General features: G+C 70.4%; 26 protein-coding genes, 1 pseudogene and 1 CRISPR repeat array (1 of these 28 running past the window's edge). Of the genes and pseudogenes, 16 read left to right on the forward strand and 11 right to left on the reverse strand.

Annotated elements, in window-relative coordinates; all coding sequences use genetic code 11:
• Window positions 1–2,568: a CRISPR direct-repeat array (repeat unit 29 nt; unit sequence GGGATCATCCCCGCGGACGCGGGGAGCAC); it begins 9,424 nt to the left of the window's first position.
• 44 nt (window positions 2,569–2,612) lie between these two features.
• The 4 genes from QM720_RS06010 to QM720_RS06025 are packed head-to-tail and all read right to left on the reverse strand — an operon-like array spanning window position 2,613 to window position 4,957.
• The gene (locus QM720_RS06010) at window positions 2,613–3,440 is read right to left on the reverse strand and encodes a hypothetical protein (RefSeq protein WP_415125235.1); all 828 of its coding nucleotides are present in this window, start codon (window positions 3,438–3,440) and stop codon (window positions 2,613–2,615) included.
• Between the two features lie 60 nt (window positions 3,441–3,500).
• Window positions 3,501–4,169, reverse strand: a complete 669-nt coding sequence (locus QM720_RS06015; protein ID WP_415125236.1) for a PIN domain-containing protein — start codon at window positions 4,167–4,169, stop codon at window positions 3,501–3,503.
• Window positions 4,094–4,477, reverse strand: coding sequence for an excisionase family DNA-binding protein (locus tag QM720_RS06020; protein ID WP_415125237.1), 384 nt, complete (start codon window positions 4,475–4,477; stop codon window positions 4,094–4,096). The genes QM720_RS06015 and QM720_RS06020 overlap by 76 nt, the downstream gene beginning before the upstream one ends.
• 54 nt (window positions 4,478–4,531) lie before the next feature.
• Entirely contained in the window at window positions 4,532–4,957 is a 426-nt protein-coding gene (locus QM720_RS06025; RefSeq protein ID WP_415125238.1) for a hypothetical protein, read from the reverse strand.
• A gap of 231 nt (window positions 4,958–5,188) precedes the next feature.
• Between QM720_RS06025 and QM720_RS06030 the strand changes: the two genes are divergently transcribed.
• Window positions 5,189–6,181, forward strand: coding sequence for a Fic family protein (locus QM720_RS06030; RefSeq protein ID WP_415125239.1), 993 nt, complete (start codon window positions 5,189–5,191; stop codon window positions 6,179–6,181).
• Window positions 6,182–6,237: 56 nt separating this feature from the next.
• Here the strand turns inward: QM720_RS06030 and QM720_RS06035 are convergent, their stop codons facing one another.
• Window positions 6,238–6,621 carry a hypothetical protein gene (locus QM720_RS06035; RefSeq protein ID WP_415125240.1) on the reverse strand — a complete coding sequence of 128 codons (384 nt, stop codon included), beginning with the start codon at window positions 6,619–6,621 and terminating at the stop codon, window positions 6,238–6,240.
• A gap of 79 nt (window positions 6,622–6,700) precedes the next feature.
• Here QM720_RS06035 and QM720_RS06040 point away from each other — a divergent pair, with 79 nt between their 5' ends.
• The 5 genes from QM720_RS06040 (at window position 6,701) to QM720_RS06060 (ending at window position 10,721) form a co-directional block, all read left to right on the forward strand.
• Complete coding sequence (locus QM720_RS06040) at window positions 6,701–8,584, forward strand: DUF222 domain-containing protein (RefSeq protein WP_415125241.1); 1,884 nt, start codon at window positions 6,701–6,703, stop codon at window positions 8,582–8,584.
• Between the two features lie 225 nt (window positions 8,585–8,809).
• Entirely contained in the window at window positions 8,810–9,217 is a 408-nt protein-coding gene (locus QM720_RS06045) for a cupin domain-containing protein (protein ID WP_415125242.1), read from the forward strand.
• Window positions 9,218–9,314: 97 nt separating this feature from the next.
• Window positions 9,315–9,845, forward strand: a complete 531-nt coding sequence (locus QM720_RS06050; protein ID WP_415125243.1) for a septum formation family protein — start codon at window positions 9,315–9,317, stop codon at window positions 9,843–9,845.
• Between the two features lie 101 nt (window positions 9,846–9,946).
• Window positions 9,947–10,342: a VOC family protein gene (locus tag QM720_RS06055; RefSeq protein WP_415125244.1), complete on the forward strand. Its 396-nt coding sequence runs from the start codon at window positions 9,947–9,949 to the stop codon at window positions 10,340–10,342.
• Window positions 10,343–10,373: 31 nt separating this feature from the next.
• Window positions 10,374–10,721, forward strand: coding sequence for a TraR/DksA family transcriptional regulator (locus tag QM720_RS06060; protein ID WP_415125245.1), 348 nt, complete (start codon window positions 10,374–10,376; stop codon window positions 10,719–10,721).
• 210 nt (window positions 10,722–10,931) lie between these two features.
• On the opposite strand, the gene QM720_RS06065 is transcribed toward QM720_RS06060, so the two are convergent.
• Entirely contained in the window at window positions 10,932–11,066 is a 135-nt protein-coding gene (locus tag QM720_RS06065; RefSeq protein ID WP_415125246.1) for a hypothetical protein, read from the reverse strand.
• Between the two features lie 26 nt (window positions 11,067–11,092).
• Here QM720_RS06065 and QM720_RS06070 point away from each other — a divergent pair, with 26 nt between their 5' ends.
• The 4 genes from QM720_RS06070 (at window position 11,093) to QM720_RS06085 (ending at window position 13,267) form a co-directional block, all read left to right on the forward strand.
• On the forward strand, window positions 11,093–11,455 hold the full coding sequence (locus tag QM720_RS06070) for a DUF4386 family protein (protein WP_415125247.1): 363 nt from the start codon (window positions 11,093–11,095) through the stop codon (window positions 11,453–11,455).
• 44 nt (window positions 11,456–11,499) lie between these two features.
• Window positions 11,500–11,901 carry an ArsR/SmtB family transcription factor gene (locus QM720_RS06075; protein ID WP_415125248.1) on the forward strand — a complete coding sequence of 134 codons (402 nt, stop codon included), beginning with the start codon at window positions 11,500–11,502 and terminating at the stop codon, window positions 11,899–11,901.
• Window positions 11,902–11,914: 13 nt separating this feature from the next.
• A complete protein-coding gene (locus tag QM720_RS06080) occupies window positions 11,915–12,880 on the forward strand; it encodes an SRPBCC family protein (RefSeq protein WP_415125249.1) in 966 nt (321 codons plus the stop codon).
• Between the two features lie 69 nt (window positions 12,881–12,949).
• Window positions 12,950–13,267 carry a potassium transporter Trk gene (locus QM720_RS06085; RefSeq protein ID WP_415125250.1) on the forward strand — a complete coding sequence of 106 codons (318 nt, stop codon included), beginning with the start codon at window positions 12,950–12,952 and terminating at the stop codon, window positions 13,265–13,267.
• A gap of 173 nt (window positions 13,268–13,440) precedes the next feature.
• Here the strand turns inward: QM720_RS06085 and QM720_RS06090 are convergent, their stop codons facing one another.
• Complete coding sequence (locus QM720_RS06090; RefSeq protein ID WP_415125251.1) at window positions 13,441–14,031, reverse strand: zinc-binding alcohol dehydrogenase; 591 nt, start codon at window positions 14,029–14,031, stop codon at window positions 13,441–13,443.
• Window positions 14,032–14,104: 73 nt separating this feature from the next.
• Between QM720_RS06090 and purM the strand changes: the two genes are divergently transcribed.
• From purM to QM720_RS06105, 3 genes and pseudogenes are all read left to right on the forward strand, one after another.
• Window positions 14,105–15,229: a phosphoribosylformylglycinamidine cyclo-ligase gene (gene purM, locus QM720_RS06095; protein ID WP_415125252.1), complete on the forward strand. Its 1,125-nt coding sequence runs from the start codon at window positions 14,105–14,107 to the stop codon at window positions 15,227–15,229.
• A 10-nt stretch (window positions 15,230–15,239) separates the two neighbouring features.
• Window positions 15,240–16,720: pseudogene (purF, locus tag QM720_RS06100) on the forward strand (amidophosphoribosyltransferase).
• Window positions 16,721–17,367: 647 nt separating this feature from the next.
• Window positions 17,368–18,594: a CynX/NimT family MFS transporter gene (locus QM720_RS06105; protein WP_415125253.1), complete on the forward strand. Its 1,227-nt coding sequence runs from the start codon at window positions 17,368–17,370 to the stop codon at window positions 18,592–18,594.
• A 61-nt stretch (window positions 18,595–18,655) separates the two neighbouring features.
• On the opposite strand, the gene QM720_RS06110 is transcribed toward QM720_RS06105, so the two are convergent.
• A complete protein-coding gene (locus tag QM720_RS06110) occupies window positions 18,656–18,838 on the reverse strand; it encodes a DUF3073 domain-containing protein (protein WP_415125254.1) in 183 nt (60 codons plus the stop codon).
• Window positions 18,839–19,023: 185 nt separating this feature from the next.
• Here QM720_RS06110 and QM720_RS06115 point away from each other — a divergent pair, with 185 nt between their 5' ends.
• Window positions 19,024–19,551, forward strand: a complete 528-nt coding sequence (locus tag QM720_RS06115) for a universal stress protein (protein WP_415125255.1) — start codon at window positions 19,024–19,026, stop codon at window positions 19,549–19,551.
• A 114-nt stretch (window positions 19,552–19,665) separates the two neighbouring features.
• Here the strand turns inward: QM720_RS06115 and QM720_RS06120 are convergent, their stop codons facing one another.
• Together QM720_RS06120 and QM720_RS06125 are read right to left on the reverse strand one after the other, a co-directional pair.
• Window positions 19,666–20,292 carry a PadR family transcriptional regulator gene (locus tag QM720_RS06120; protein WP_415125256.1) on the reverse strand — a complete coding sequence of 209 codons (627 nt, stop codon included), beginning with the start codon at window positions 20,290–20,292 and terminating at the stop codon, window positions 19,666–19,668.
• A 1-nt stretch (window position 20,293) separates the two neighbouring features.
• The gene (locus QM720_RS06125) at window positions 20,294–21,124 is read right to left on the reverse strand and encodes a DUF4097 family beta strand repeat-containing protein (protein ID WP_415125257.1); all 831 of its coding nucleotides are present in this window, start codon (window positions 21,122–21,124) and stop codon (window positions 20,294–20,296) included.
• A 488-nt stretch (window positions 21,125–21,612) separates the two neighbouring features.
• On the opposite strand from QM720_RS06125, the gene QM720_RS06130 reads away from it, so the two are divergent.
• Together QM720_RS06130 and crcB are read left to right on the forward strand one after the other, a co-directional pair.
• A complete protein-coding gene (locus QM720_RS06130; protein WP_415125258.1) occupies window positions 21,613–22,044 on the forward strand; it encodes a fluoride efflux transporter FluC in 432 nt (143 codons plus the stop codon).
• A complete protein-coding gene (crcB, locus tag QM720_RS06135) occupies window positions 22,041–22,418 on the forward strand; it encodes a fluoride efflux transporter CrcB (protein WP_415125259.1) in 378 nt (125 codons plus the stop codon). The genes QM720_RS06130 and crcB overlap by 4 nt, the downstream gene beginning before the upstream one ends.
• A gap of 8 nt (window positions 22,419–22,426) precedes the next feature.
• On the opposite strand, the gene QM720_RS06140 is transcribed toward crcB, so the two are convergent.
• Window positions 22,427–23,302: a hypothetical protein gene (locus QM720_RS06140; RefSeq protein WP_415125260.1), complete on the reverse strand. Its 876-nt coding sequence runs from the start codon at window positions 23,300–23,302 to the stop codon at window positions 22,427–22,429.
• Between the last annotated feature and the right edge of the window lie 219 nt (window positions 23,303–23,521).

A 23,521-nucleotide genomic window follows, 5' to 3' on the forward strand; every position in this document is an offset into this window, starting at 1 on the left:
GAGCACCGCTTGGATGAAGACCGCGAGCATGCAGACTGCGGATCATCCCCGCGGACGCGGGGAGCACTCGATCTACTCCGCCGTGACGGGCACTGAGGCGGGATCATCCCCGCGGACGCGGGGAGCACGGATCAGGTCGCCCGGGGATCTCGTGCACTATGGGATCATCCCCGCGGACGCGGGGAGCACCCTCGCCGTCATCGCATCCGAGAACACGCCCTCCGGATCATCCCCGCGGACGCGGGGAGCACACCTCACGGAAGGCGAGGGTGACGGTCCAGGCGGGATCATCCCCGCGGACGCGGGGAGCACCGTGCGGGCGACCACTGGGCCGTCACGGTCGGGGGATCATCCCCGCGGACGCGGGGAGCACCCCCTGTAGTCCGAGGGTGCGTGCACGCGCCCGGGATCATCCCCGCGGACGCGGGGAGCACGAGGTCGCCCCGTCGACCGCAGTGTTGTACTTGGGATCATCCCCGCGGACGCGGGGAGCACGCGATGGCCCCACCGACCTGCACCAGGGGCGTGGGATCATCCCCGCGGACGCGGGGAGCACCAGCACCGTCGACGGCGTAGACCACTGCTGCCGGGATCATCCCCGCGGACGCGGGGAGCACGGGCCGCGGTGTCGCGGTCGGGTCTGTGATGGGGGATCATCCCCGCGGACGCGGGGAGCACCAGGGTCGAAGCCCGCCGCATGGACGCGATGGGGGATCATCCCCGCGGACGCGGGGAGCACGGCGGCTATCCGTGTCGCGGTCGAGGGACAGCGGGATCATCCCCGCGGACGCGGGGAGCACTGCGCCGTCGAGGTCGGTGGCGAGGGCTCGGAGGGATCATCCCCGCGGACGCGGGGAGCACGCGCGCCCGCAGTGGCCCGCCATCGTCGCCGCCGGATCATCCCCGCGGACGCGGGGAGCACGCGGCGAGGGCCGCGTCTCCTGTAGCCATGGTGGGATCATCCCCGCGGACGCGGGGAGCACGGCGTCGAGTACGGCATGACTCCCGTGCAGACCGGATCATCCCCGCGGACGCGGGGAGCACAGACCACGTCATCGCGCGGCGCCCCCGGGTCGCGGATCATCCCCGCGGACGCGGGGAGCACGCGGGCACCATCGTTGTCGGGAGCTACGCCTGGGGATCATCCCCGCGGACGCGGGGAGCACGCGCCCCACCAGGGCGCCATCGACCCGGCGCTGGGATCATCCCCGCGGACGCGGGGAGCACCGTTCCGCGGTGTCACCCGGGAAGGCCGCGAGGGGATCATCCCCGCGGACGCGGGGAGCACCCCATCGCCTCGACATACCAGACACGCGCCGAGGGATCATCCCCGCGGACGCGGGGAGCACTTGGGGGTTCGAGTCCCTTCGAGCGCACAGTAGGGATCATCCCCGCGGACGCGGGGAGCACCGTCCCACCCAGATCCATGCCGCGCTTGAGCGGGATCATCCCCGCGGACGCGGGGAGCACGGGATCAACGCCACCTGGCATATGCCGGAAGACGGATCATCCCCGCGGACGCGGGGAGCACGCCACGACTAGGGCGTCCCCATCGTCGTCGTGGGGATCATCCCCGCGGACGCGGGGAGCACGATCGACGCGTCAAGTCCGAACTGACACAGCCCGGATCATCCCCGCGGACGCGGGGAGCACAGGCGCCGGTGACGATGGAACCAGCATCAACCGGGATCATCCCCGCGGACGCGGGGAGCACGTCCCCATGGGCGCGTTCCAGTCCGCCGCGCTGGGATCATCCCCGCGGACGCGGGGAGCACGCGAGCTGTTCGGTGTCGCCGCCGCGTGACTCGGGATCATCCCCGCGGACGCGGGGAGCACTTGCCGTGCCACGGCCCGCCGTTCAGGTGTACGGGATCATCCCCGCGGACGCGGGGAGCACCGACCGCCCAGCCTGATGGACATCCAGAACGTGGGATCATCCCCGCGGACGCGGGGAGCACGGCGTCTCGTCGGGTGTGGCCGGGGGCCGCGTGGGATCATCCCCGCGGACGCGGGGAGCACCACGCAAACGTGGATTGTGTGCGGCGTGTCGTGGGATCATCCCCGCGGACGCGGGGAGCACTCGTCCGGTGGTGGGCAGTTGCAGCAGTTCGGGGGATCATCCCCGCGGACGCGGGGAGCACTTCCTGATCGTGACCGTGACGTTCGATGGGTTGGGATCATCCCCGCGGACGCGGGGAGCACGTCGCTGAGCGCGTCCTGGGACTTGCCGAGGCCGGATCATCCCCGCGGACGCGGGGAGCACGTGATGCGCTTTTCGGACTCCTCGGCTGCGGCGGGATCATCCCCGCGGACGCGGGGAGCACCGGCCCGCCTCCCAGTCGCCAATGGTGGTGCGGGGATCATCCCCGCGGACGCGGGGAGCACCTTCCGCACAGCCTCGGCGTCACACTCTCGACGGGATCATCCCCGCGGACGCGGGGAGCACGAACAACGGTTCTGCGACATCGTCGAGCGTTCGGGATCATCCCCGCGGACGCGGGGAGCACCACCCGATGACGTCGGAGATCGCCGGCACGATGGGATCATCCCCGCGGACGCGGGGAGCACACTGCCTGATCTGGATTTTAATCCCTATTGCATCGGGTCCGGATTCAGTTGGGACATACCGACAGCGAAACGAAGTCGGCGCGCTCGATCGGGAGCGTCGGGCTGTAGCGGATGTCGGTCTGCATCGCGCGGTCGGGCAGGTAGCCGGCGGCATCCCACGCGGCGAGGATCGCCGTGAGCGCGGCAGCGTTGTCGCCGTTGCGGGCGGCGAGCGTGAAGACCGCAGTGTTGTTCGCGCCCGTCTCGTTGCAGGCGCCCACCGTGACGTCGATGTCGGATGCCAGCAGCACGCTCCCGTCCGCGTCGACAGGCCCCGAGGGCACGGCCGACAGCGTCAGGTCGAGCATCCGGTCGAACTCGGCGCGCGCCTCGTCGTAGCTGAGCGCGTCGGCCGTCGGCGCGGGCTCCGGTCCGATCGGTGCGGGAGAAGCCGCAGGACCGGTCGCGGCGGCGATGGCAGCGTCGGCGGCATCCGCGGCCCCGGCGGCTTCGTGGCCGATGCGATCGGACATGACCGATGTCAGCAGCGCGAACGCCCCGAGCATGACGACCGTGCTGAACGCCCCGACGATCGTCCACCGCAGCGACTTCCAGCGCCGCCCGGCCCACACGATGCCCAGCGACACCAGCACCGCGACCAGGAGAATCGCCGCGCACTGTACGGCGTTGGTGCCCATCGTCCCCACGGCGAGAATCCGGCGGCCGAGCGTGCGATCGACGCTGGCGAACGGTCCGCTGAAGACGGCGATCAACGCCGTCAGCAGGAAGAGCCCGGTGGCGGTGAGGCAGACGACGATGGCGCCGAGCACGAACCCCACGGTCGCCGCTCGACGACGGGCGGGACGGTCGATCGGCTGTGTCGCGGCATCCATTCGATCATTCTGCGGATGCCGCCTGCCGAATCCCTGAGGGATCGAATGCCGGGGCCGCCATCAGCCGCGGAGAAGGCTCGCCAGAGAGTCGGCCGCGTTCGGTGCTCCGGCGCGACGGAGTGTGGCGAACGTCGAGTCGTCTGTCGCGCCGGGAAGTCGCGACACCACGAGCCGGTGAGCGGCGACCATCCCGTGCGGGAAGTCCGCGCACAACAACGACAGCAGAGCGTCTGCTGATATGAGCCGGATGCCGACCTCCCCCATCGTGTCGGCCGGGAAGTCCTTGAGGGTGTCGGTGCAGAGTATGTCGGCATCGACAGACACTGCGGCGGCGAGCACGTGGCGGTCGTCTTCGTCGGGCAGCGGGATGTCTGCGACGGCAGCGGCGGCATCGCTACCAGGCTCGACCTCAGCCTCTGGAAAGGCACCGTTCATGGCAGCCAGAAGCCGCTCGCCAGCCGCAGCATCGAACCCCGCGATGTTCTCGCTGAGGTGCTCGACGACTTCGGCGAGGATGGCCGAGCTCCAGCGAATCTCAATCAGCTCGCCCATTGCGGCGTAGAGGAGGTAGTCGCGGAGGATGCGGGAGTACAGCACGTTCGCATCCGCGAGGACGACGCGGATCGGCGGACGCTCTTCGCGCTCGGCGGAGGTCACTCGAACAGGCCCAGCTCGTTCTGCAGCCGGGACAGCTCCTCCATGCCTTTGTGGTGGCGCCCGCGCGTCCATGCCTTGAACGCCTCGACCGACTCGATCGGGATGCGATGGTGGGTGCCGACCATGCGGAAGCCCAACTTGCCCTCATCCATGAACTTGCGAACCTGCGGACGCGAGACACCGAGAAGAGCCGCAGCCTCGGAGGGAGTGACCTCAGCATGACCATGTGTGACGACGACCCGTTGGCCGCGCGAACGCGCATCCACGATGCGGGCTAGCCACTCCGCGGTCTGCCGGGAGACACTGACCTCGACCTCATCGCCGGCGCCGTCGAGGGCACGGTGTAACGCATCCGCGTCGCGAATCAGGACGTCGGTCATGGTGACTCCCATCTGCTTTAACTGCAACAACTGTAGCAGGTGTCGGATGATGTGCTATCGCGCACCGCCCGACCATGCTGATGTGGATGAGGCCGTCGATGGTCGATCGGTCGTGGAAGTCGGCGCGCTCGATCGGGAGGGTCGGGCTGTAGCGGATGTCGATCTGCATCGCGCTTCGGACATGACCGATGTCAGCAGCGCGAACGCCCCGAGCATGACGACCGTGCTGAACGCCCCGACGATCGTCCACCGCAGCGACCCCCAGCGCCGCCCCGCCCACACGATGCCCAGCGACACCAGCGCCGCGACCAGGAGAATCGCCGCGCACTGTACGGCGTTGCTGCCCATGGTCCCCACGGCGAGAATCCGGCGGCCGAGCGTGCGATCGACGCTGGCAAACGGTCCGCTGAAAACGGCGATCAACGCCATCAGCAGGAAGAGCCCGATGGCGGTGAGGCAGACGGCGATGGCGCCGAGCACGAACCCTACGGTCGCCGCTCGACGACGGACGGGACGGTCGGTCGGCTCTGTCGCGGCATCCATTCGATCATGCTGCGGATGCCGCCTGCCGAATCCCTGAGTGGGTCGGATGCCGGGGCCGCCGTGTGTGTCCGCGCCCCCGACTACGGTGAGAGACACTGCGGCGCCGATCTCGAGGGGGCTTGCCATGACCGCGCAGTGCGAAGATCGAGACGTGAGCGAGGCGTCCGTGTGATCCCCGACTTCTACACCCACCGCGAAGAGTGGCCCGCGCTGATCGAGCAGATCGTCGAGCTGCTGGGGCGAGTGTCGGCGCTGGAGGCGCTCTCGGAGAGGGGCCTTGAACTTCGTCGCATGAACCGCATCGGGTCGGTCCATTCATCGACGGCGATCGAAGGGAATGCGCTGAGCTTGGCGGCCGTCGGTCGCATCGCAAGCGGCGGCGCAGTGTTCGGCCCACAGCGTGACATCCAAGAGGTCGAGAATGCGTTCGCTGCTTATGACGCGCTCGAGACGCTCGACCCGTGGAACGTCGACGACTTCGTTCGGGCGCACGGGCTCTTGACGAGGGGTCTCATCTCGGAGGCGGGCGCCTTCCGGACTGTTGACGTCGACGTTGTCGGGCCGGCGGGCGATGTTTTGCACACGGGGTCGCGTCACGAGAAGGTGCCGCGCCTCGTCTCGGAACTACTGGAATGGGTTGCCTCGGCGGATGATCACCCGATCATCGTCTCCAGCGCCGTGCATTTCCTCATCGAACACATCCATCCCTTCCGCGACGGCAACGGGCGCATCGGCAGGCTCTGGCAAACGCTCATCCTCAGCAGGTGGCGTCCCCTGTTCGCATGGACCCCGACCGAGACACTTGTGCGCAGAAGTCAGGAAGGCTACTACAGCGCACTGCAACGCTCGCGTGTGCCCGAGATCGACGCCGCCTCGTTCATCTCCTACATGATCGACATCATCTTGCGCTCGCTTCACGAGTACGAGCTGCAGAGCATTTCTTCCGTCACGGATGGCGGAAGAAATGGCGGAAGAAACGCTGCTGTTCTCGCGGTGCTCCTGGGCGACCCGACGCTCACGGCGGTCGAGCTGGCCGATGTCCTCGGGACGAGCAGCCGTACGATCGACCGCACGTTGCAATCCCTGAAGGCATCCGGACTCTTGCGACGCGAAGGATCGACCAAGTCGGGACGCTGGATCGTGGTGGAGCGGGGTTCGTGACCGCACGGCAGTCCCTCTGATGTGTTGATGTGTTTGACGTGAAGAGCGCGCCTTGGCTACAGCATGTATGGGTGCCCGGCGGTGTCCTCGATCAGCCGCGGAGAAGGGAGGGTCGAGGCGGGGATGGCGGCATCCGCGGCCCCGGCTGCTTCGGTGTCGTCGGTGAACGCTTCTATACAGACGGCCTCGTGGCTCGGCACGTCGGGGTGCGGAGCCGTCGGCTGTTCCGGGTTGGGGGCCTTCGGCTCTTCGCCGGGATCCTTCTCGGTGCTGGGCTCGGTGAGCTCGGTGGTCGTCGGCTCGCGCGTGATCTCACCGTCGACGTCGCGGTCGCCGGCTTCGGCGGCGCGGGCGGTCTCTGCGGCTTCGGCGGCGCGGTCGGCGGCGTGGTCGAGCGGCCACTCCATGCCACCACGGGGGTCGGGATCGGTATCGGACATGATGCTCCTTCTGTTCTTCGTGGGAACGCTGTCTGGCGAGTGTGCGGCACGCGACGGAAGACAGGGGGGTTGACAGGGCGTGGGCGGCGGCATCCGGGTTCGGCGAGCGGATGCCGATGGCTTCTTCATAACCTCCTGCACAGGCGGCGATTTTACAGATCTGTCCACAATTCGAGGGAATCTTCATTCCCATGTCGGAGGGTCATGTCACACTGTATATATGACTTTCATCGGAGATATGCGCGAAGCCGTCGGCCGGCTTGCGGTGTTCTCTGAGCTTGCCGTTCCGACCCCTGATCTGCCCGTTTCCGTCACGTCGCTCAGCGATGCCTCTGTCGGCAACCTCCTCGGCGACGTGTCCTCGGCGATTCATGAGCTGACGGTGCTCCAGACCGTCCTGACCGGCGTCGTCGCGCAGCGATCGCGTCGCGACCTCGGCGGCGAGGGCATGGCCGCGAAGGGCGGTTTCCGCTCGCCCGTCGAGATGATCCGCATCGTCACCGGCACGACCAAGGCCGAGGCTGCGCGTGCCGTCAAGGTCGGTACGTCGCTGGTTGACAGCGTGCCGACTGCCGCGGACGGGGTCGATGGGTCCGAGAGCGGTGCGGGGATGGATGCCACGGCCAAGGAGACGCCGTGGTTCGCACCCTTGCAGACCGCGCTTCTGGCGGGCCGATTGACGCAGGCGCAGTACGACGCGATCTTCAGCGGTCTGGGCGAGCCTCCGCACGGCGACGGCGACGGCGACGGCGACGATGACGGCGACGGCGGTGGCGGCGGCGATGCGACCGTCGACGATCCGTCCGCGGAGGCCGCAACCATCGCCGCGGGGTTCGCCGAGGCGTGGCGCCTCGCCGCCGACGAGCTGGCACGGGATGCCGCCCGTTGGACCGTGGAGCAGCTTCGCGACAACGCCCGCACCCTGCGTGATCTGCTGGACGAAGACGGCGCCCAGGAGCGTTTGCGCGCACGATTCGCGGCGCGGACGTTCCGGATGTGGCGCGACGACACCGGGCAGCGGCGCGGCACCATCACCTTCGACGACGAGATGGGCGAATGGCTCGCGAACGTGTTCGACGCAGCCCTGCGCCCCCGTCGTGGCGGTCCGCGGTTCGTCACCGACGAGGAGCGAGCCGCCGCCGACGAGCTGGCCGCCGATCCGCGCAGCAACGAGCAGCTCGCGTACGACCTCCTCGCCGACCTGCTGCGGGCGGGGGCGCTCGCCGAGGCGAAGGACGTGTTCGGTGCGCGCGAACCGGGCGTGCGGCTCGTCGCGATGACGGACGCCGTCACGGGCGCGTCCACCCACCGTGACGCGCTCGGCCGGCTCGTCGCCACCGGATGGACCGAAGACGGCGCCACGACCGTCGACGGCGCGACCCTGGAGCGCGCGCTGTGCGTCGGCGGCGCCGTCGCGGTCACCGTCGACACCTGCGGACGGCCCCTCGACGTCGGGCGCGAAGAACGCCTCTTCACTCCGGCCCAGAGACTGGCGCTCGCCCTCCGGGACGGCGGATGCATGTGGCCCGGATGCGAGCGACCACCCTCGTACTGCGAAGCCCACCACTGTGTCGAATGGGCCCGCGGTGGCACGACCGACTGCGACCAGGGGATCCTCCTGTGCCGATACCACCATCTGACCCTGCACAACCAGGGCTGGCGGATCACGACCGGGTCCGACGGACAGTTCCTTCTGCACGCACCGGCAGCGGCGGGGGTGCAGGCGCCGATCTTGCTCCGATCGAAGTCGGCGTTGCGGTGGATGTGGGATCCGCCTCCGCCGCGGGTGGGCTGGCGATCCGCGCCCGGCGTGCCCGAGGCCGCGCCGCCTGCCGCGCCGTCGCCAGTCGCGCCTGCCGGTGTGGCGTCGCCTGTCGCGCCGTCGCCAGTCGCGCCTGCCGGTGTGGCGTCGCCTGCCGCACCGTCGCCCGCCGCCGCGCCGTCGCCAGCCGCGGCTGCGTAGGTGCCGGGCAGGGGCAGCAGCCGGGCGGCGGAGCAGTCGGGCAGGAGCCGGGCGGCGTAGGAACCGGTAGGGGCAGCAGCCGGGCGGCGGAGCAGTCGGGCGGCAGCCGGGCGGCGGAGCAGTCGGGCGGCGTAGGAGCCGGGCAGCGTAGGAACCGGGCGAGATGCTCCGCGGCGTGATCGCGGCGATCGCGGCGACTGCGGATGCCGGACTACGCTCGCCATCATGAGCACCTACGACGTTCTCGAGCTCGGGTCGATCGACTCGTGGGGGCAGGCCGACGGAGTGGCGCCGGGCAAGCGCTTCGCCGAGGCGGCCCTGCCGCTGCAGTACCTGGGCCTGTCGGCCAACTCGCTCGACCCCGGGGGCAGCGCGCCGTTCTGGCATCGGCACGCGACGCACGAGGAGATCTACCTCTTCCTCACCGGCACCGGCCAGATGGCGCTCGACGACGACGTCGTCGACGTCGGCCCGGGCACCCTCGTGCGGGTCGGGCAGGACACGTGGCGCGCATGGCACGCCGCGGCCGACAGCGACGGGCCACTCACCTGGATCTGCGTCCGGGCCGGCGGCGGCACCCTGGAGCAGATCGGTCGCGACGGCGAGCGCGACACGCGACCCTTCCCCTGGTGACGGCCGGCCCGACCGGCGCCGAGTGCGGGGAACTGGCATACTGCCAGAGTGGTCGCTCATAGCGACCGCACAGCGTTCCTCAACTGAAGGGCATCTCGTGAACCGTCGTCGATCCCTGGCGCTGGCGGCATCCGTCGTCGGCCTGTCGCTGGCCCTGTCCGGCTGCTCCGCATTCGGAAACAGCCTCGACGGCGCCGTGCGCCTCGACGACAGCGCGACCCCCGATGGCAGCGACCTCGACGACGACACGACCACCGAGGGCAGCGACCTCGACATCTTCTCGCTCGCCGTCGGCGACTGCTTCGGCGACCTCTCGGACGACGACGTCCTCTCCTCCGTCACAGCCGTCCCGTGCGATCAGGCGCACGTCTACGAAGTGTTCTACGACTTCGAGCTCCCCGACGGCGAGTACCCCGACGACGACCAGGTCGCCGACATCACGTGGGAGCGGTGCGACGCGGCATTCGAGACGTTTGTCGGCCGTGCTTACGACGACTCCACGCTGGACTACACCTACATCTCGCCGACCGAGGAAAGCTGGACGAACATCGACGACCGCCTCGTCTCGTGCGTCATCGGCAGCGAAGGCGTCACCGTCACGGGATCGGCGCAGGGCTCGCAGCAGTAGGGCTCGCAGCGGTGCCGGATGCCGCCCGCACCGCTGACGTCACAGCCGCCGTGCGGCTCAGCGCAGTCGCCGCGGCGCCCGCGGCATCCTAGGCTCGACACATGACCGGCCTCACGCCCTACCTGCATTTCGATGGGACGGCACGCGCCGCGCTCACCTGCTACCGCGACGTCTTCGGCGGCGAGCTCGTCCTCCACACATACGCCGACTTCGGGCGCGCCGACGGACCCGGCGACCGCATCGCACACGGCATGCTGCAGGGTCCCGTCGAACTGTTCGCCGCCGACGCGGCGCCCGGCGAGGCAACCCTGCAGCTGGAGGGCGTGCTGTTCTCGCTCCTCGGCACCGCCGAGCCGGCCGAGCTCGAGCGCTGGTTCGCCGCCCTCGCGGATGCGGGCGACGTCCTCGACCCGCTCGCGCTCAAGCCGTGGGGCGATCACGACGGCCAGGTGCGCGACCGCTTCGGGGTGACCTGGCTGATCGGGTATCGGGGCTGACGGCGCCGCGCATCCGGCCTCGGATCGGGCCATGACCGGGCTCGACGACGTCGCCGCGTTGCGGGCGTGCGCGGACGAGCTCGACACCCTGCTGGCGCGCCTCGACGCCGACGAGGATGCCGTCCGCGCCGACCGCGCCGACGCCACCGCCGACGACGAGCACGACCCCGAGGGATCGACGCTGTCGGGCGAGTGGCAGCGGCTCGAGGCGCTGCGCCGGTCGGTGCGCGCCGAGCGTGCGGAGGTCGCGGCAGCGCTCGCGCGGGTGGATGCCGGCACCTACGGCACGTGCATCGCCTGCGGCGAGCCGATCGCGCCCGCGCGCCTGGAGGTGCGGCCCATGGCGACGATGTGCGTCGGCTGCGCGTCGCGGGTGTGAGCCGGGGCATCCCTCGCGGGCACGCACGCGGCCATCGAGGAGGTGCGCGCGGCGCTCCGCACGGATGCCGCCGCGTAACTCAGGCAATTCGCGCGGGCCGTCGGGCCACAACCGCGGAATTACGGGGATCGTGATCTACGGCGTCGACAATCTGCAGCGGTTCAAGGGGAGAGATTGCAGAGTACGTGAGGGAGATTTTGCAGAGCGGCGTCAGGGCTCACTCGTCGGATCGTCCGTCCCGACGAGCCGGCCCAGGCCGCCGATCACGAGGTCCAAGCCCACTTCGAAGGAGTCGCCGAACGTGTGCGACGGCGCTTCGACGTAGAACGCCGCGAGCTCGAGCATCCGCCCAGTGCGCTGTCGCCACGCGCGTGGTGTACGCCGCGGCGTTCGCGGTCGCGGCGGGATTCCTCTTCGAACCCGCCGACGTCGATCGATTCCACGCCATCTGGGAGGCCGCGCTCCTGATCTTCGGCCTGCACCTCATCCTGGTCGGAGTGGCGATCATCCGGGCGACCGCACTGCCGACCCTCGTGGGCGTGCTCGTACTGATCTCGGGCGCGGGCTATGCGATCGACGCCGTCAGCATGGCGATCTCTCCGTCCGCGCCGCTCACGCTGGGGGAGGTTCTCTTCGTGGGCGAGGTGGTGCTCGCGATCTGGCTGCTCGGATGGGCAGGGCGTTCCCGCAGCGCGGACACGGCCCGGGTGCAGACGCTCTCACCGCAGCGGTGATTCATGGGTGACACACGGCATCCATCGCCGTAGCGCACAACCAAATGGTTGTACAAATGGAGTTGAGCGACGAGGAGGTCGACCGCGTCTTCCACGCCCTCGCGGCGGCGACGCGGCGCGACATCTTGCGCCGCACGATCGAGCGCGAGCAGTCGGTGTCGGCACTCGCCGCCGACTACGACATGTCGTTTGCGGCGGTGCAGAAGCACGTCGCCGTGCTCGAAGCCGCCGGCCTCATCGTCAAGCGCGCTGAGGGGCGCGAACGCCTCGTCCGGGCGGACCCGGAGATGATCGCCCGCGCCCGCGCCCTGCTCGCCCGCTACGAAGAACTCTGGCGCGCCCGCATCGACCGGCTCGATGCGCTGTTTGCCGACGATCCCTCGCCGAGCTCGGGGACCGACCCGAGCTCGGCGGCCGACACACCGAACGCCCGACACGCCGACTGAAGGAGAAGAAGCGATGCCCGTGACCTCCGTCACCACCGACCCCGAGGCGCTCACGATGACCCTCGTCGCCGACTTCCCGGTGCCGGTCGAGCGCCTGTGGAAGGCGTTTGCCGACCCGCGTCAGCTCGAGCGCTTCTGGGGTCCGCCCGGATACCCGGCGACGTTCGACACCTACGACCTGCGCCCCGGCGGCGTCTGCCACTACTGGATGACGAGCCCCCAGGGCGAGCGGTTCCACGCCCGGTGGGACGTCGTCGAGGTCGAAGAGCCGCATCGCATCGTCGTGCGCGACTCGTTCGCCGACGCGCAGGGTGAGGTCGACACCTCCATCCCGACCGGACGGATGAGCCTGATCTTCGAGGGCACTCCGGAGGGATCCCGCTTCACGGCGGTGTCGGAATCGCCCACGGCGGAGGCGCTCGAGCAGGTGCTCGCCATGGGCCAGGCCGAGGGGATGCGGATGGCGATCGACCAGCTCGACACCGTGCTGCAGGAGCTGCGCGCGTACGCGCAGGGAAAGGGCACGCGCACCGAGATCCTCGACGACACCTACGTGCGCATCACCCGGCTCATCGACGGCCCGCGCAACCTCGTGTGGCGCGCGCACCACGAGCCCGAACTTCTGAAGAAGTGGCTGCTCGGCCCCGACGGCTGGCAGCTGGTCGAGTGCGAGGTCGGCGACGCCTCCCGCTACGTGTGGCAGCGCGGCGACGACGAGACCACGCGCTTCGGCTTCGAGGGCGAGACGCTGGTCAGCGAGCCGCCCCACCGGGCGGTCACGACCGAACGGATGATCGGCGGGGAAGGCCCCGGTACCCTCAACGACCTGCAGCTGTATGAAGAGGACGGCGCGACCCTGCTGACGATCCTCATCGAGTATCCGTCCGTCGAGCTGCGCGACACGATCCTCGCGACCGGCATGACCGACGGCATGGAGGCCTCGTACGCGCGGCTGGAGGAGACGGTGCGCGCGGAGTGAGCCGCGGCATCCGTCCGAAAACGTACGGGCGTGGCGGCGGGTGTTCCCGCGCGGTGGGACAATGGAGGCATGACCGCCGAGCACCGCATCGAGACGGCGCGGCTGCGCCGCAGCCCGCGCTACGCGGCGTTCCTGCTCGTGGGCGCAGGCCTCGGCATCCTCGTCGCCGTGCTGCTGACCTTCCTGTTCGACGGCACGGCCGAGCCGAGCGCCACCACGGGCGTCGAGTACTCCACGTCGCAGGTGTTCGGCTTCGTGTGCCTCGTCTGCATCCCGGTGGGACTCGCCCTCGGCGGCGGGGTGGCGCTCGTCGCCGACCGGATGCTGGCGCGCCGCGCGCGCAACGTCCTCGTCGACCACGAGCGGGTCACCGACCCGGCCGAGTAGCCCGCGGCATCCGCGGCGGCCCGTTGAGTGGGCCGCCGGCCCGTCGCGAAAACCGGAGAAATCACGAAAACCGGACGTGTGCACGTTCCCACGTCCTGTTCTGGCGTGATCTCCTGTTTTCGCGCGCGGATTCACGCGGCGGATGCCGGGGGGTCACCCGGCCACCCGGCTCGTCAGGCCAGCTCGGCGATGAACGGGGCGATCGCGGAGTCGAAGCCCGCGATGTCGCTGCGCAGGCTGTCGGTCACCGCGACGGTGAGCGTGCCGATCCACCACACGCCGCGCTGCGCGAGCGGCAGCACCTGCACGTTCAACTCGAACGAGTGCGCGCGGCGCCCGACCGACCGCTCGTGCTCGGCGATCGCGCTCGCGTACGCGCGGTACGACGCCCCGGTTCCGAGTCCGGCCCGGTAGCGCGCGTGCGCCGCGCGGGCGAAGGCCACGGCATCCTTCGCGTGCGGCGCAATCGCGGCACGCAGCTCGTCGCATCCCTCGACCGGCAGCGCCACGATCGTCTCGAAGCCGTCGACCAGGTCGAGCGGCACCCCCGACGGATGCAGCTGCGGCTCGACCGTCATGCCCCAGTAGTCGTCCCACTGCGCGCCGAGCGACGCGGGCGCCTCGGCGGGCGCCGACGCGACCTGGCGCAGGTGCGGCAGCACCTCGGGACCACGGATGCCGAGCACCTGTCGCAGGTACAGCGCCACGAGCACGGGCAGGCCGGCGTCTTCGCGCACGACCCACTCCGGCTTCTCGGCTGCCATGGCGCCCATCCTAGAGAACCCGCGCCCGCTCGGGGCGGGCGTGAGCCCCGTGCGCGACGGGTAGGCTGGTGCCGTGGCTGAAGCCCGACCCGATCCCTACACCCAAGCCGGCGTCGACACCGCGGCGGGAGACCTCGCCGTCGAACTGATGAAGTCGGCCGTCCGACGCACCCACGGGCCCGAGGTGCTCGGCGGCGTCGGCGGCTTCGCCGGCCTGTTCGACGCCTCGGCGCTGACCCGTTACGCCAAGCCGCTGCTGGCCACCAGCACCGACGGCGTGGGCACGAAGGTCGCCATCGCGCAGGCTCTCGACGTGCACGACACGATCGGGCAGGATCTCGTCGGCATGGTCGTCGACGACATCGTCGTGGTGGGCGCCAGGCCGCTGTTCATGACCGACTACATCGCGTGCGGCAAGGTGTTCCCCGAGCGCATCGCCGACATCGTCCGCGGCATCGCGACCGGGTGCGAACTGACCGGCACCGCCCTCGTCGGCGGCGAGACCGCCGAGCACCCGGGCCTGCTCGGCATCAACGACTACGACGTCGCGGGCGCGGCCACCGGCGTCGTCGAGGCGGATGCCGTGCTCGGCGCCGACCGCGTGCAGCCGGGCGACGTCGTGCTGGCGCTGGCATCCAGCGGGCCGCACTCCAACGGCTACTCCCTCATCCGCCACATCGTCGCCGGCGCCGGCCTGAACTACGCGGCGCACGCCGCCGACTTCGGCCGCACCTGGGGCGAGGAGCTGCTCGAGCCCACCCGCCTGTACACCCTGCCGCTGCTGGGCCTGATCGACGCTGTGCGCGAGGGCGCGCACAGCGCCGTGCACGCCCTCAGCCACGTCACCGGCGGCGGCATCGCCGCCAACCTCGCGCGCGTGCTGCCGCCGGGCGCGTGGGTCGAGGTCGACCGCTCCACCTGGTCGCCGGCTCCCGTGTTCCGGGTGCTCGCCGACATCGGGTCGCTCGAGCTGGAGCAGACCGAGGGCACCTGGAACCTCGGCATCGGCTTCTTCGCCGTCGTCGCGGCCGAGCGGGCGGCGGAGGCGGCATCCGTTCTCGCCGCATCGGGCATCGCGACCTGGCAGGTCGGCGTCGTCGGCGGCGGCACGCGGCCGGCCGGCGAATTCGTGCAGGGCGCCAAGGGCGTCGACGGCGGGGCCGTGCGCCTCGTGGGCACCTACGCAGAAACGGAATAAGCAACACCTCATGTGCGGAATCGTCGGCGTCGTCGGTCAGGGCCCGTCAACCAGGAGATCTACGACTCCCTCCTCCTGCTGCAGCACCGCGGGCAGGATTCCACCGGCATCGCGACCGCCGAGCCCAACGGCGTCTTCCACCTGTTCAAGGCGAAGGGGCAGGTGCGCGAGGCGTTCCGCACGCGCGACATGCGGGCGCTCCTGGGCAACATCGGGCTGGGGCACGTCCGCTACGCGACGAAGGGCACGGCGTCCAGCGAAGAAGAGGCGCAGCCCTTCTACGTCAACGCGCCGTACGGCATCGTGCTCGTGCACAACGGCAACCTCACCAACACGCGCGAGCTGACCGACGAGCTCTTCCACACCGACCGCCGGCACCTGAACACCAGCTCCGACACCGAACTGCTCGTCAACGTGCTCGGGAGCGAGCTGCAGGCATCGATCTCAGGGCCCGAACTCGACCCCGAGCAGGTCTTCCAGGCGGTCACCCGCGTGCACGAGCGCGTCGAGGGCTCGTACGCCGCGATCGCCCTGATCGCCGGCTACGGACTGCTCGCGTTCCGCGACCCCTTCGGCATCCGTCCTCTCATTCTCGGGACGCGGCCGGTGCTGTCTCCCGCGGGCGAGCGCACCGGCGGCTACGAGTGGATCGTCGCCTCCGAGTCGTTGGTGCTGGAAAACGGCGGCTTCGAGGTCGTGCGCGACGTCGAACCCGGCGAAGCCGTGTTCATCGACCTCGCCGGCAGGCTGCACACGCGCCAGTGCGCCGCGCATCCGCAGCTGATCCCGTGCTCGTTCGAGTACGTGTACCTCGCCCGGCCCGACTCGGTCATGAACGGCATCTCGGTGTACGAGGCGCGGCTGCGCCTGGGCGAGCGCCTCGCCGACACGATCGCGAAGTACACGCCGCAGGGGGCCATCGATGTCGTGATGCCGATTCCCGACTCGTCACGGCCGGCGGCGATGCAGGTGGCGCGCAAGCTCGGCCTGGAATACCGCGAGGGCTTCTACAAGAACCGCTACGTCGGCCGCACCTTCATCATGCCGGGGCAGGCCGTGCGCAAGAAGAGCGTGCGACAGAAGCTCAACGCCATGTCGAGCGAGTTCAAGGGCAAGAACGTGCTGCTCATCGACGACTCGATCGTGCGGGGGACGACCTCGAAGGAGATCATCCAGATGGCGCGGGATGCCGGCGCCCTCTCGGTCACCTTCGCCTCCGCCGCGCCTCCCGTGCGGTATCCGCACGTGTACGGCATCAACATGCCGTCGCGGCACGAGCTGGTCGCCCACGGACGCACCATCCCCGAGATCGCGAAGGAGCTCGGCGCCGACTACATGGTCTACCAGGAGATCGCCGACCTGAAGGCCGCGATCCTGGAGAGCTCGCCCGACGTCGAAGACCTCGACATGAGCTGCTTCGACGGCCGCTACGTCACCGGGACGGTGTCGGAGGAGTACCTCGCCTGGGTCGAGGGCCATCAGGAGAGTTGAGCCGGGCCGGGTCAATGCCGCGCAGCGGCGTTGATGCGGCCGCGGCTCAAGGTTGAGCGAGCGCCGCGAGGCGCGCGTGGAAACCCCGGTCGGCGGCGTCGCCCGTCCTGCCCGCCTCCGGCTGTCCGTCCCCGCCCGCCCGCCCCGCCTGTCTCGTCGAACCTGCCGGTTGGGCACGACCAGGCCGGATATGAACCGTTCGCAAGCGGCAGGGTCGACCGTAAGGGGTCGGGTCGACAGCGCGACGGCGTTGATGCGGCCGCGGCTCAAGGTTGAGCGAGCGCCGCGAGGCGCGCGTGGAAACCCCGGTCGGCGGCGTCGCCCGTCCTGCCCGCCTCCGGCTGTCCGTCCCCGCCCGTCCGCTTGTCCCGTCCGCCCGTCCCCACCCGCCCGTCCCCACCCGCCCGCCCGTCCCGCCCGCCCGTCCTGCCCGCCCCGCCTGTCTCGTCGAACCTGCCGGTTGGGCACGAGCAGGCCGGATACGAACCGTTCGCAAGCGGCAGGGTCGCCCGTAAGGGGCCGGGTCGACGACACGACAGCGCGACGACACGACAGCGCGACGACACGACGGCGCGACGACACGACGGCGACGACGCGGCGGTCGCGGCGCGAGCCGCGTGCCCGCGGGGCGGGCCTAGGCTGATCCAGTGAGCACGCCCGCATCCCGCCCGCTGTGGCACGGGCGCGCCCTGGCGCTGGTGGGCGTCATCCTGGTGGCCTTCTCGCTGCGCTCGGCGGTCGCGTCGCTGTCGCCGCTGATCGGCCACATCGCCCGTGACTTCCCGGTGTCGTCGGTCGTGCTCGGGCTCATCGGCACGGCGCCGCCGTTGTGCTACGCCGTGTTCGGTATCGTCACGCCCGCGCTCGAGCGCCGTTTCGGGCTGGAGCGCCTCGCCACCCTGTCGATGGTCGTCATCGCGATCGGGTTGCTGACGCGGAGCCTGGCCCCCGACGCCCTCGTGCTGCTGCTGGCGACGGCCCTCGTGTTCGCGGCGGTCGGCACCGGCAACATCCTGCTGCCGCCGCTCGTGAAGAAGTACTTCCCCGACCGGCTCGGGCTCATGATGACCCTCTACTCGACGACGATGGCCGTCGCGACGTTCCTGCCGCCGCTGTTCGCCGTGCCGATCGCCGACGCCGCGGGCTGGAGGTTCTCGCTGAGCCTGTGGGCGGTGTTCGCCGTGGCGGCGATCGTGCCGTGGGTCGTCATGGCCGTGCGCGAGCGCGCCGCCGCGCCGGTCGAGGTCGAAGAGACCGACGCGGGCGCCCTCGGCCGGATGTGGCGCATCCCGCTGGCGTGGATGCTCATGATCGGCTTCGCCGTGTCGGGCGTCCTCGCCTACACGTCGTTCGCGTGGCTGCCGGTCATCCTCACCGACGTGGCCGGGGTCTCGGCCGCCGAGGCGGGCGGGATGCTGTCGCTGTTCGCGATCCTCTCCCTCCCCGGCTCGATGCTGGTGCCGCTGATCGTGGTGCGCTTCGGCGCCGTGCGCGCGGTGTTCGCCGTCGCGATCACGTGCGGCTTCATCGGCCTCGGCGGTCTGCTGTTCGCGCCCACCGTGGCGCCCTGGCTCTGGGTCGGCGTGTTCGGGCTGTCGGGGTCGCTGTTCCCGCTGAGTCTGGTGCTCCTCGGCATCCGGGCGCGTACGCACGAGGGCGCCGTCGCGCTGAGCGGCTTCGTGCAGAGTGTCGGCTACGCCGTGGTGGCGGTGTTCCCGGTGGGCATCGGGGTCGTGCACGACCTCACCGGGTCGTGGACGATCCCGCTGGTCGTGCTGCTCGTCGTCGTCGCCGCCGCGATCGCGCCCGCCATCGTCGTCGCCCACCCCCGCACCGTCGAAGACGAGTGGGAGCGCCGGCGCGGCGCGTGGTGAGCCGGCATCCGGCCACGCGAAACGCGCTCAGGCGGACCTGAGCGCGTGGACGATCGAACGGTTAGGCCGTTTCGAGTTCGTCCTCGTCTTCGTCGGCGTACTGATCGGCCCACTTGTCGACGTACTCGTCTTCTTCGTGGTGTCCGAGTTCCTTCTCGAGCGCGGAGTAGTTCACGTTGTACGTGTCGTACTTGAGTTCGCGAGCGATCTTGGTGTGCTTCGCCTTCTGACGGCCACGCCCCATGCGAGACCCCCTCATTTCTGAGTCACGGGCGGGCGCAGTGCCTGAGCGCCAACCCGGTGCATTCACGATGCATTCACGATCCGGCCCGAAGCCGGGAAGAGTAGCATTCAGGATATCACGGTGCCCTCATGGCCTCGCGGTAACGCCGCCCCGCCGGGTCCGTGACCCGCGACCGGGAGGATGCCATGGCCGACGACCACGATGTACCCGTTCCGCAGCACGCGGTGATCGTCGGGGTGGTCCCCGATCAGCCGGCGCGTGTGCTCAGAGAGGCCGCGCGCTACGCGAAGCTGTTCGGCGCCCCGCTGATCGTGACGCACGTCGACGTCTCCCGTTTCGTGACGTACGAAGACCCCGACGGCTACGTCCATTCCGCGCCGATCGACATCGACATCGCGATCGGCGAGGCCCAGCTGAAGGTCGTGACGGATGCCGCCGAAGCCGCCCTCGCGGGCAGCGGCGTCGCGTGGTCGGTGCGGCAGCTCGTGGGCGACCCGGCGATCGCGATCAAGCAGCTCGCCCAGCAGGCGCAGGCCCAGCTCATCGTCGTCGGCACGCGCCGGCGCGGGTTCGGCGAGTCGATCCGGGAGTTCTTCACCGGGTCGGTGGCGGCGCGACTGGCGCACCGCCAGTCGCGGCCGATCCTCGTCGTCCCTCTGCAGGAGCCCGCCGCCGACGACGAGCCCCTCTGGCCCGAGGGCCCCGAGGGCTAAGCGCAGTCCGGTCCACTGGTCGGGGTTGCGCTTTTTCGTCTCGCTGCGCTCGCTCAACGACCGGGATCGGCCACCGGTCGTTGAGCGAGCGGCGTCGCCGCGAGACGAAACGGCTCAGCCGCGGAGAGCCCGGGTGAGCGCGGCCGAGGCCTCGTCGAGGGCGCGGCCGAGGTCGTCGACGACGGATGCCGCCAGGTTTCCGCCGTGGGCGAGGTGCGTGCGCAGGTCGGCCCGGATGTTGCCGCGAAACTCCGACACCAGCGCCTCGGCCCGCCGCAGCTGCTCGCGGGCGAGCGCCCGGGCGTCGTCGTATCCCGTCGTGGCGTTCGACGAACCCGGCACGTCGGCCGAGTCGCGGTCGGCGCGCGCCGACGCGGCGAGGTCTGCGCGCAGGCTCTTCATCGCCTCGCGCACGCTGCCGCGCACCTCGTCGGCGATGAGCCGGATGCTGTCGGCGAGGCCCGCCTCGATGCCCTCCAGGTCGCCGGCGCGGTCACGGACTTCGCCTCGGCCGGCATCCGTGATCTCGTAGATCGTCTTGCGACCGTCGACGACCTTGGTGACGAGCCCCTCTTCTTCGAGCTTCGCCAGACGCGGGTAGATCGTGCCGGCGCTGGGCGTATAGGTGCCGCCGGTGCGGTCGGACAGGGCCTGCATGAGGTCGTAGCCGTGGCGCGGCGACTCGTCGAGCAGGTTCAGCAGGTACAGGCGCAGGTCGCCGTGTGAGAAGACGGGGGCCATGTCAGAACTCCTCGGATGCCGCAGCAGCCGCGCGGCGCAGCACCGTGATGTCGCCCGAGACCGAGTTGGCGCGCACGTCGACGAAGCTGCCGCTGAGCTCGCCGAACGAGTCGACGTAGGCGGACGGACCCGACTGTGACCGCTTGACGCCGTCGACCATGATGCGCCCGCTGACGCTGCGCAGCACGTAGTTGGCGGGGTGGCCCTCGTCGATGCGCACGGTCGCATCGCCCGAGACGGTGTTGAGGCTGACGGCATCCACCCGCCCGGCCGAGTCGACGAGCATGGCGCCCGAGACGGTGTCGATCGTCGCCTTCCGGATGCTGCCGGTCGCAGCGACCTCGCCCGAGACCGAGTTGGCGCTGAACGTGCCGTCGAGGCCGCGCATCTGCACGTCGCCCGAGACGGCGTTGACGGTCAGGTCGCCGGCGAGACCGTCGACGATGATGTCGCCCGAGACGGTGTTCAGGCGGGCGCCGCTGACGAGGCCCGATACGAGCGCGCTCGCGCTGACCACGCCGAGGGTGAGGGCGATGCCGCGTGGGACGGCGACGCTGATCTCGGCCTTCGGGCCGGCGGTGCCGAAGTTGCGGAACACTTCGAGGAAGTTGTCCCAGCGCAGCTGCGGGTGGTCGATCTCCACGACGTCGCCGGAGGCTTCGATGCGCAGGTCTTTGATGGTGACGGCGTGCACCTCGATGCGCACGCCCGGCTCGTCGTGCGCGACGACGTCGATCTGGCCGCCGATGAGCCCGATCTTGAGCTTGCGGATGTCTTCGAGGTCGATCACGCGGGTCTCGCCCGGCTTGATGAGCCATTTCTCGAGGGTCATTGTTCTTCTCCCGGCCTGTGCCTTGCGATGGATGCCGCGACTCAAGATATATCGCGTTCCACCACCATAACACGATATATCGCGAGTGCGCCCCTCTCCTCTCCCTTCCCCTCTCCTCTCCCTTCCCCTCTCCTCTCCCTTCCCCTCTCCTCTCCCTTCCCCTCTCCTCTCCCTTCCCCTCTCGCCCCTCCCCTCCCCGCGAAACCTCACAAATGTCCGCGACACGCCGCGACACGCCGTGCCGAGACGGACATTCGCGAGGTTTCGCGAGACCTCGCAGATGTATGCGACACGCCGCAACAGGGCCGCACGAAGCGGACATCTGTGAGGTTTCGCGGGGCACTACTCGTGCGCGACGCGCTCGCCGGCCTCCGGCCGGGAGGCTTCCGCCCGAGCCGCCCTGGTGCGACCGCGCGAAACCCGGCGGCTCGGGGGGAACGCAGCGGTTCGCGGACCGGGCGGAGCGCGGCGTGCACTAACCTGCCGTCGTGACACGTGCGCGGTGGTTCAGCCCGGGTGCACTCGTCCTGGTGTTCCTGGGCGGCGCGGCCGGCGTCGCGGCCCGCGCCGCGATCACGCTTCCGCTGGCCACCGACCCGCATCCGCTGGTGGTCCCGGCGACGACCGTCGGCATCAACCTGCTCGGGTCGCTGGCGCTGGGGGTGATCGTCGGGTGGCTGGACGACCGGCATCCGCTCGCGCGCACCTTCCTCGGCACGGGAATGATGGGCGGCTTCACGACGTACAGCGCGTTCGCCGTGCACGTCGTGACGGTCTCGACCGCGTCGCCGTTCGTCGGCCTCGCGCTCATCGCGGCGTCGCTGTTCGGCGGGGTGCTGTGCGCGGCGATCGGGCTCGGCATCGGGCGACGGTTCACCGGCCGGCAGGGCGAGGTCGAACCCGCGGAGGATGCCGAGTGAGCCCGCTCGAGTGGACCCTCCTCGTCGTGGCCGGCGGGCTGGGCGCGGGCGGGCGCTATCTGCTCGACGGATTCGTCATGAAGGGGAGGCGCGGGGCGTTTCCCCTGGGCATCCTCGTCGTGAACGCGACCGGGTCGTTCCTCCTCGGCCTGCTGACCGGGTTCGGCACGACGGTCGCGCCGGAGTGGCTGGCGATTCTCGGCGTCGGGATGCTCGGCGGCTTCACGACGTTCAGCACGGTCTCGGCCGAGACGGTGCTGCTCGCGCAGCGTGGCCGCCGCGAGTGGGCGTGGCTGAACCTGCTCGGCACGCTCGTCGTGTGCGTCGTCGCCGCCGCGCTCGGGATCCTGCTCGGCGGGCTCTTCCCGCGCTGAACCCGACGTCAGCCGTCGACGCCCGGGCCGAGCCGGCGCTGGTGGATGGCGAGGCTATCGCGCCAGTCGCGGATCGTCTGCTTCTGAGAGTCGTCGCACGCGTAGCCGTACCCGACGTTCACGTCCCAGTACTCGTAGTCGCTCACCCAGACACGGTGGTCGAGCGTCCAGCCGTCGAGGTAGGTGAGGGCGAAGCAGTCGGCCATCGTCTCCCAGTCGCCGCCGAAGACGACCGCCGCCTCCTCGGCCGCGACCGGATCGGCGTACTGCAGCACGTGCGCGAACTCGTGGTACGCGATCCCGGTGCGAATCCAGTCGGTCATGTAGGGCAGGGTGTCGTCGGTGGCGTCGATGTGCACGACCAGCGGATCGTCGCCGCGCACGCACGCCAGCACGTCGTTCTGGCAGAGCGCGTCGGCGTCGTCGAGCTGCCACGTCACGTACCCGTAGCCGAGCTCATCGATCACCCGGTCGTAGACCCCGCCCGTCGCGCCCGACGCGACCCGGGCCTGCGCGGCCTCGCGCTGCGCGGCGAGGTGATCGCGCGCCGCGATGACGGATGCCGTCGTCTCATCGAGGCCGTCGGCATCCCATCGCTGCGACCAGGCCTGCCACGCGAACGAGTCGTAGCTGTCCCACGGCACGAGCGACGGCAGCGGCACGCCCTCGTACGCCGCCGTCTCGGCCAGCAGCCCCTCCATCGCCGCACCGAACGCGTCTTTGCGGTCGATGAGGTCGCGCTGTTCGTCGAGCTCCTTCTGCTGCTGCTCGATCTCGCTCTCGCGATCGTGGATGGTCGTGTTGGCCTGCTGCAACTGCAGAAAGACCCAGATGGATGCCGCGATCGCCCCCGCCAGCGCCAGGCTCAGCAGCACGATCGCCACCGTGCCCCCGCGTGAGCGGCGGCGTGGCGGAGCCGGCGGTTCGGCGGCGGCCGGTGGTGCGGCGGGGGGCTCGGCCGGTGCGGCCACGGGCAGCGGAGCGACCGACGGCGCAGCGGCGGGTGCGGTGCTCGGCGGAGCAAACGGCGGCGCGGCTGACAGCAACGGTGCGGCCGAGGGCAACGGTGCGGCTGCCGGCGGCGCGGCTGAGGGCAACGGTGC

Origin of the sequence: Microbacterium sp. (assembly GCF_047602155.1) — a bacterium.
Classification (GTDB): Bacteria; Actinomycetota; Actinomycetes; order Actinomycetales; family Microbacteriaceae; genus Microbacterium.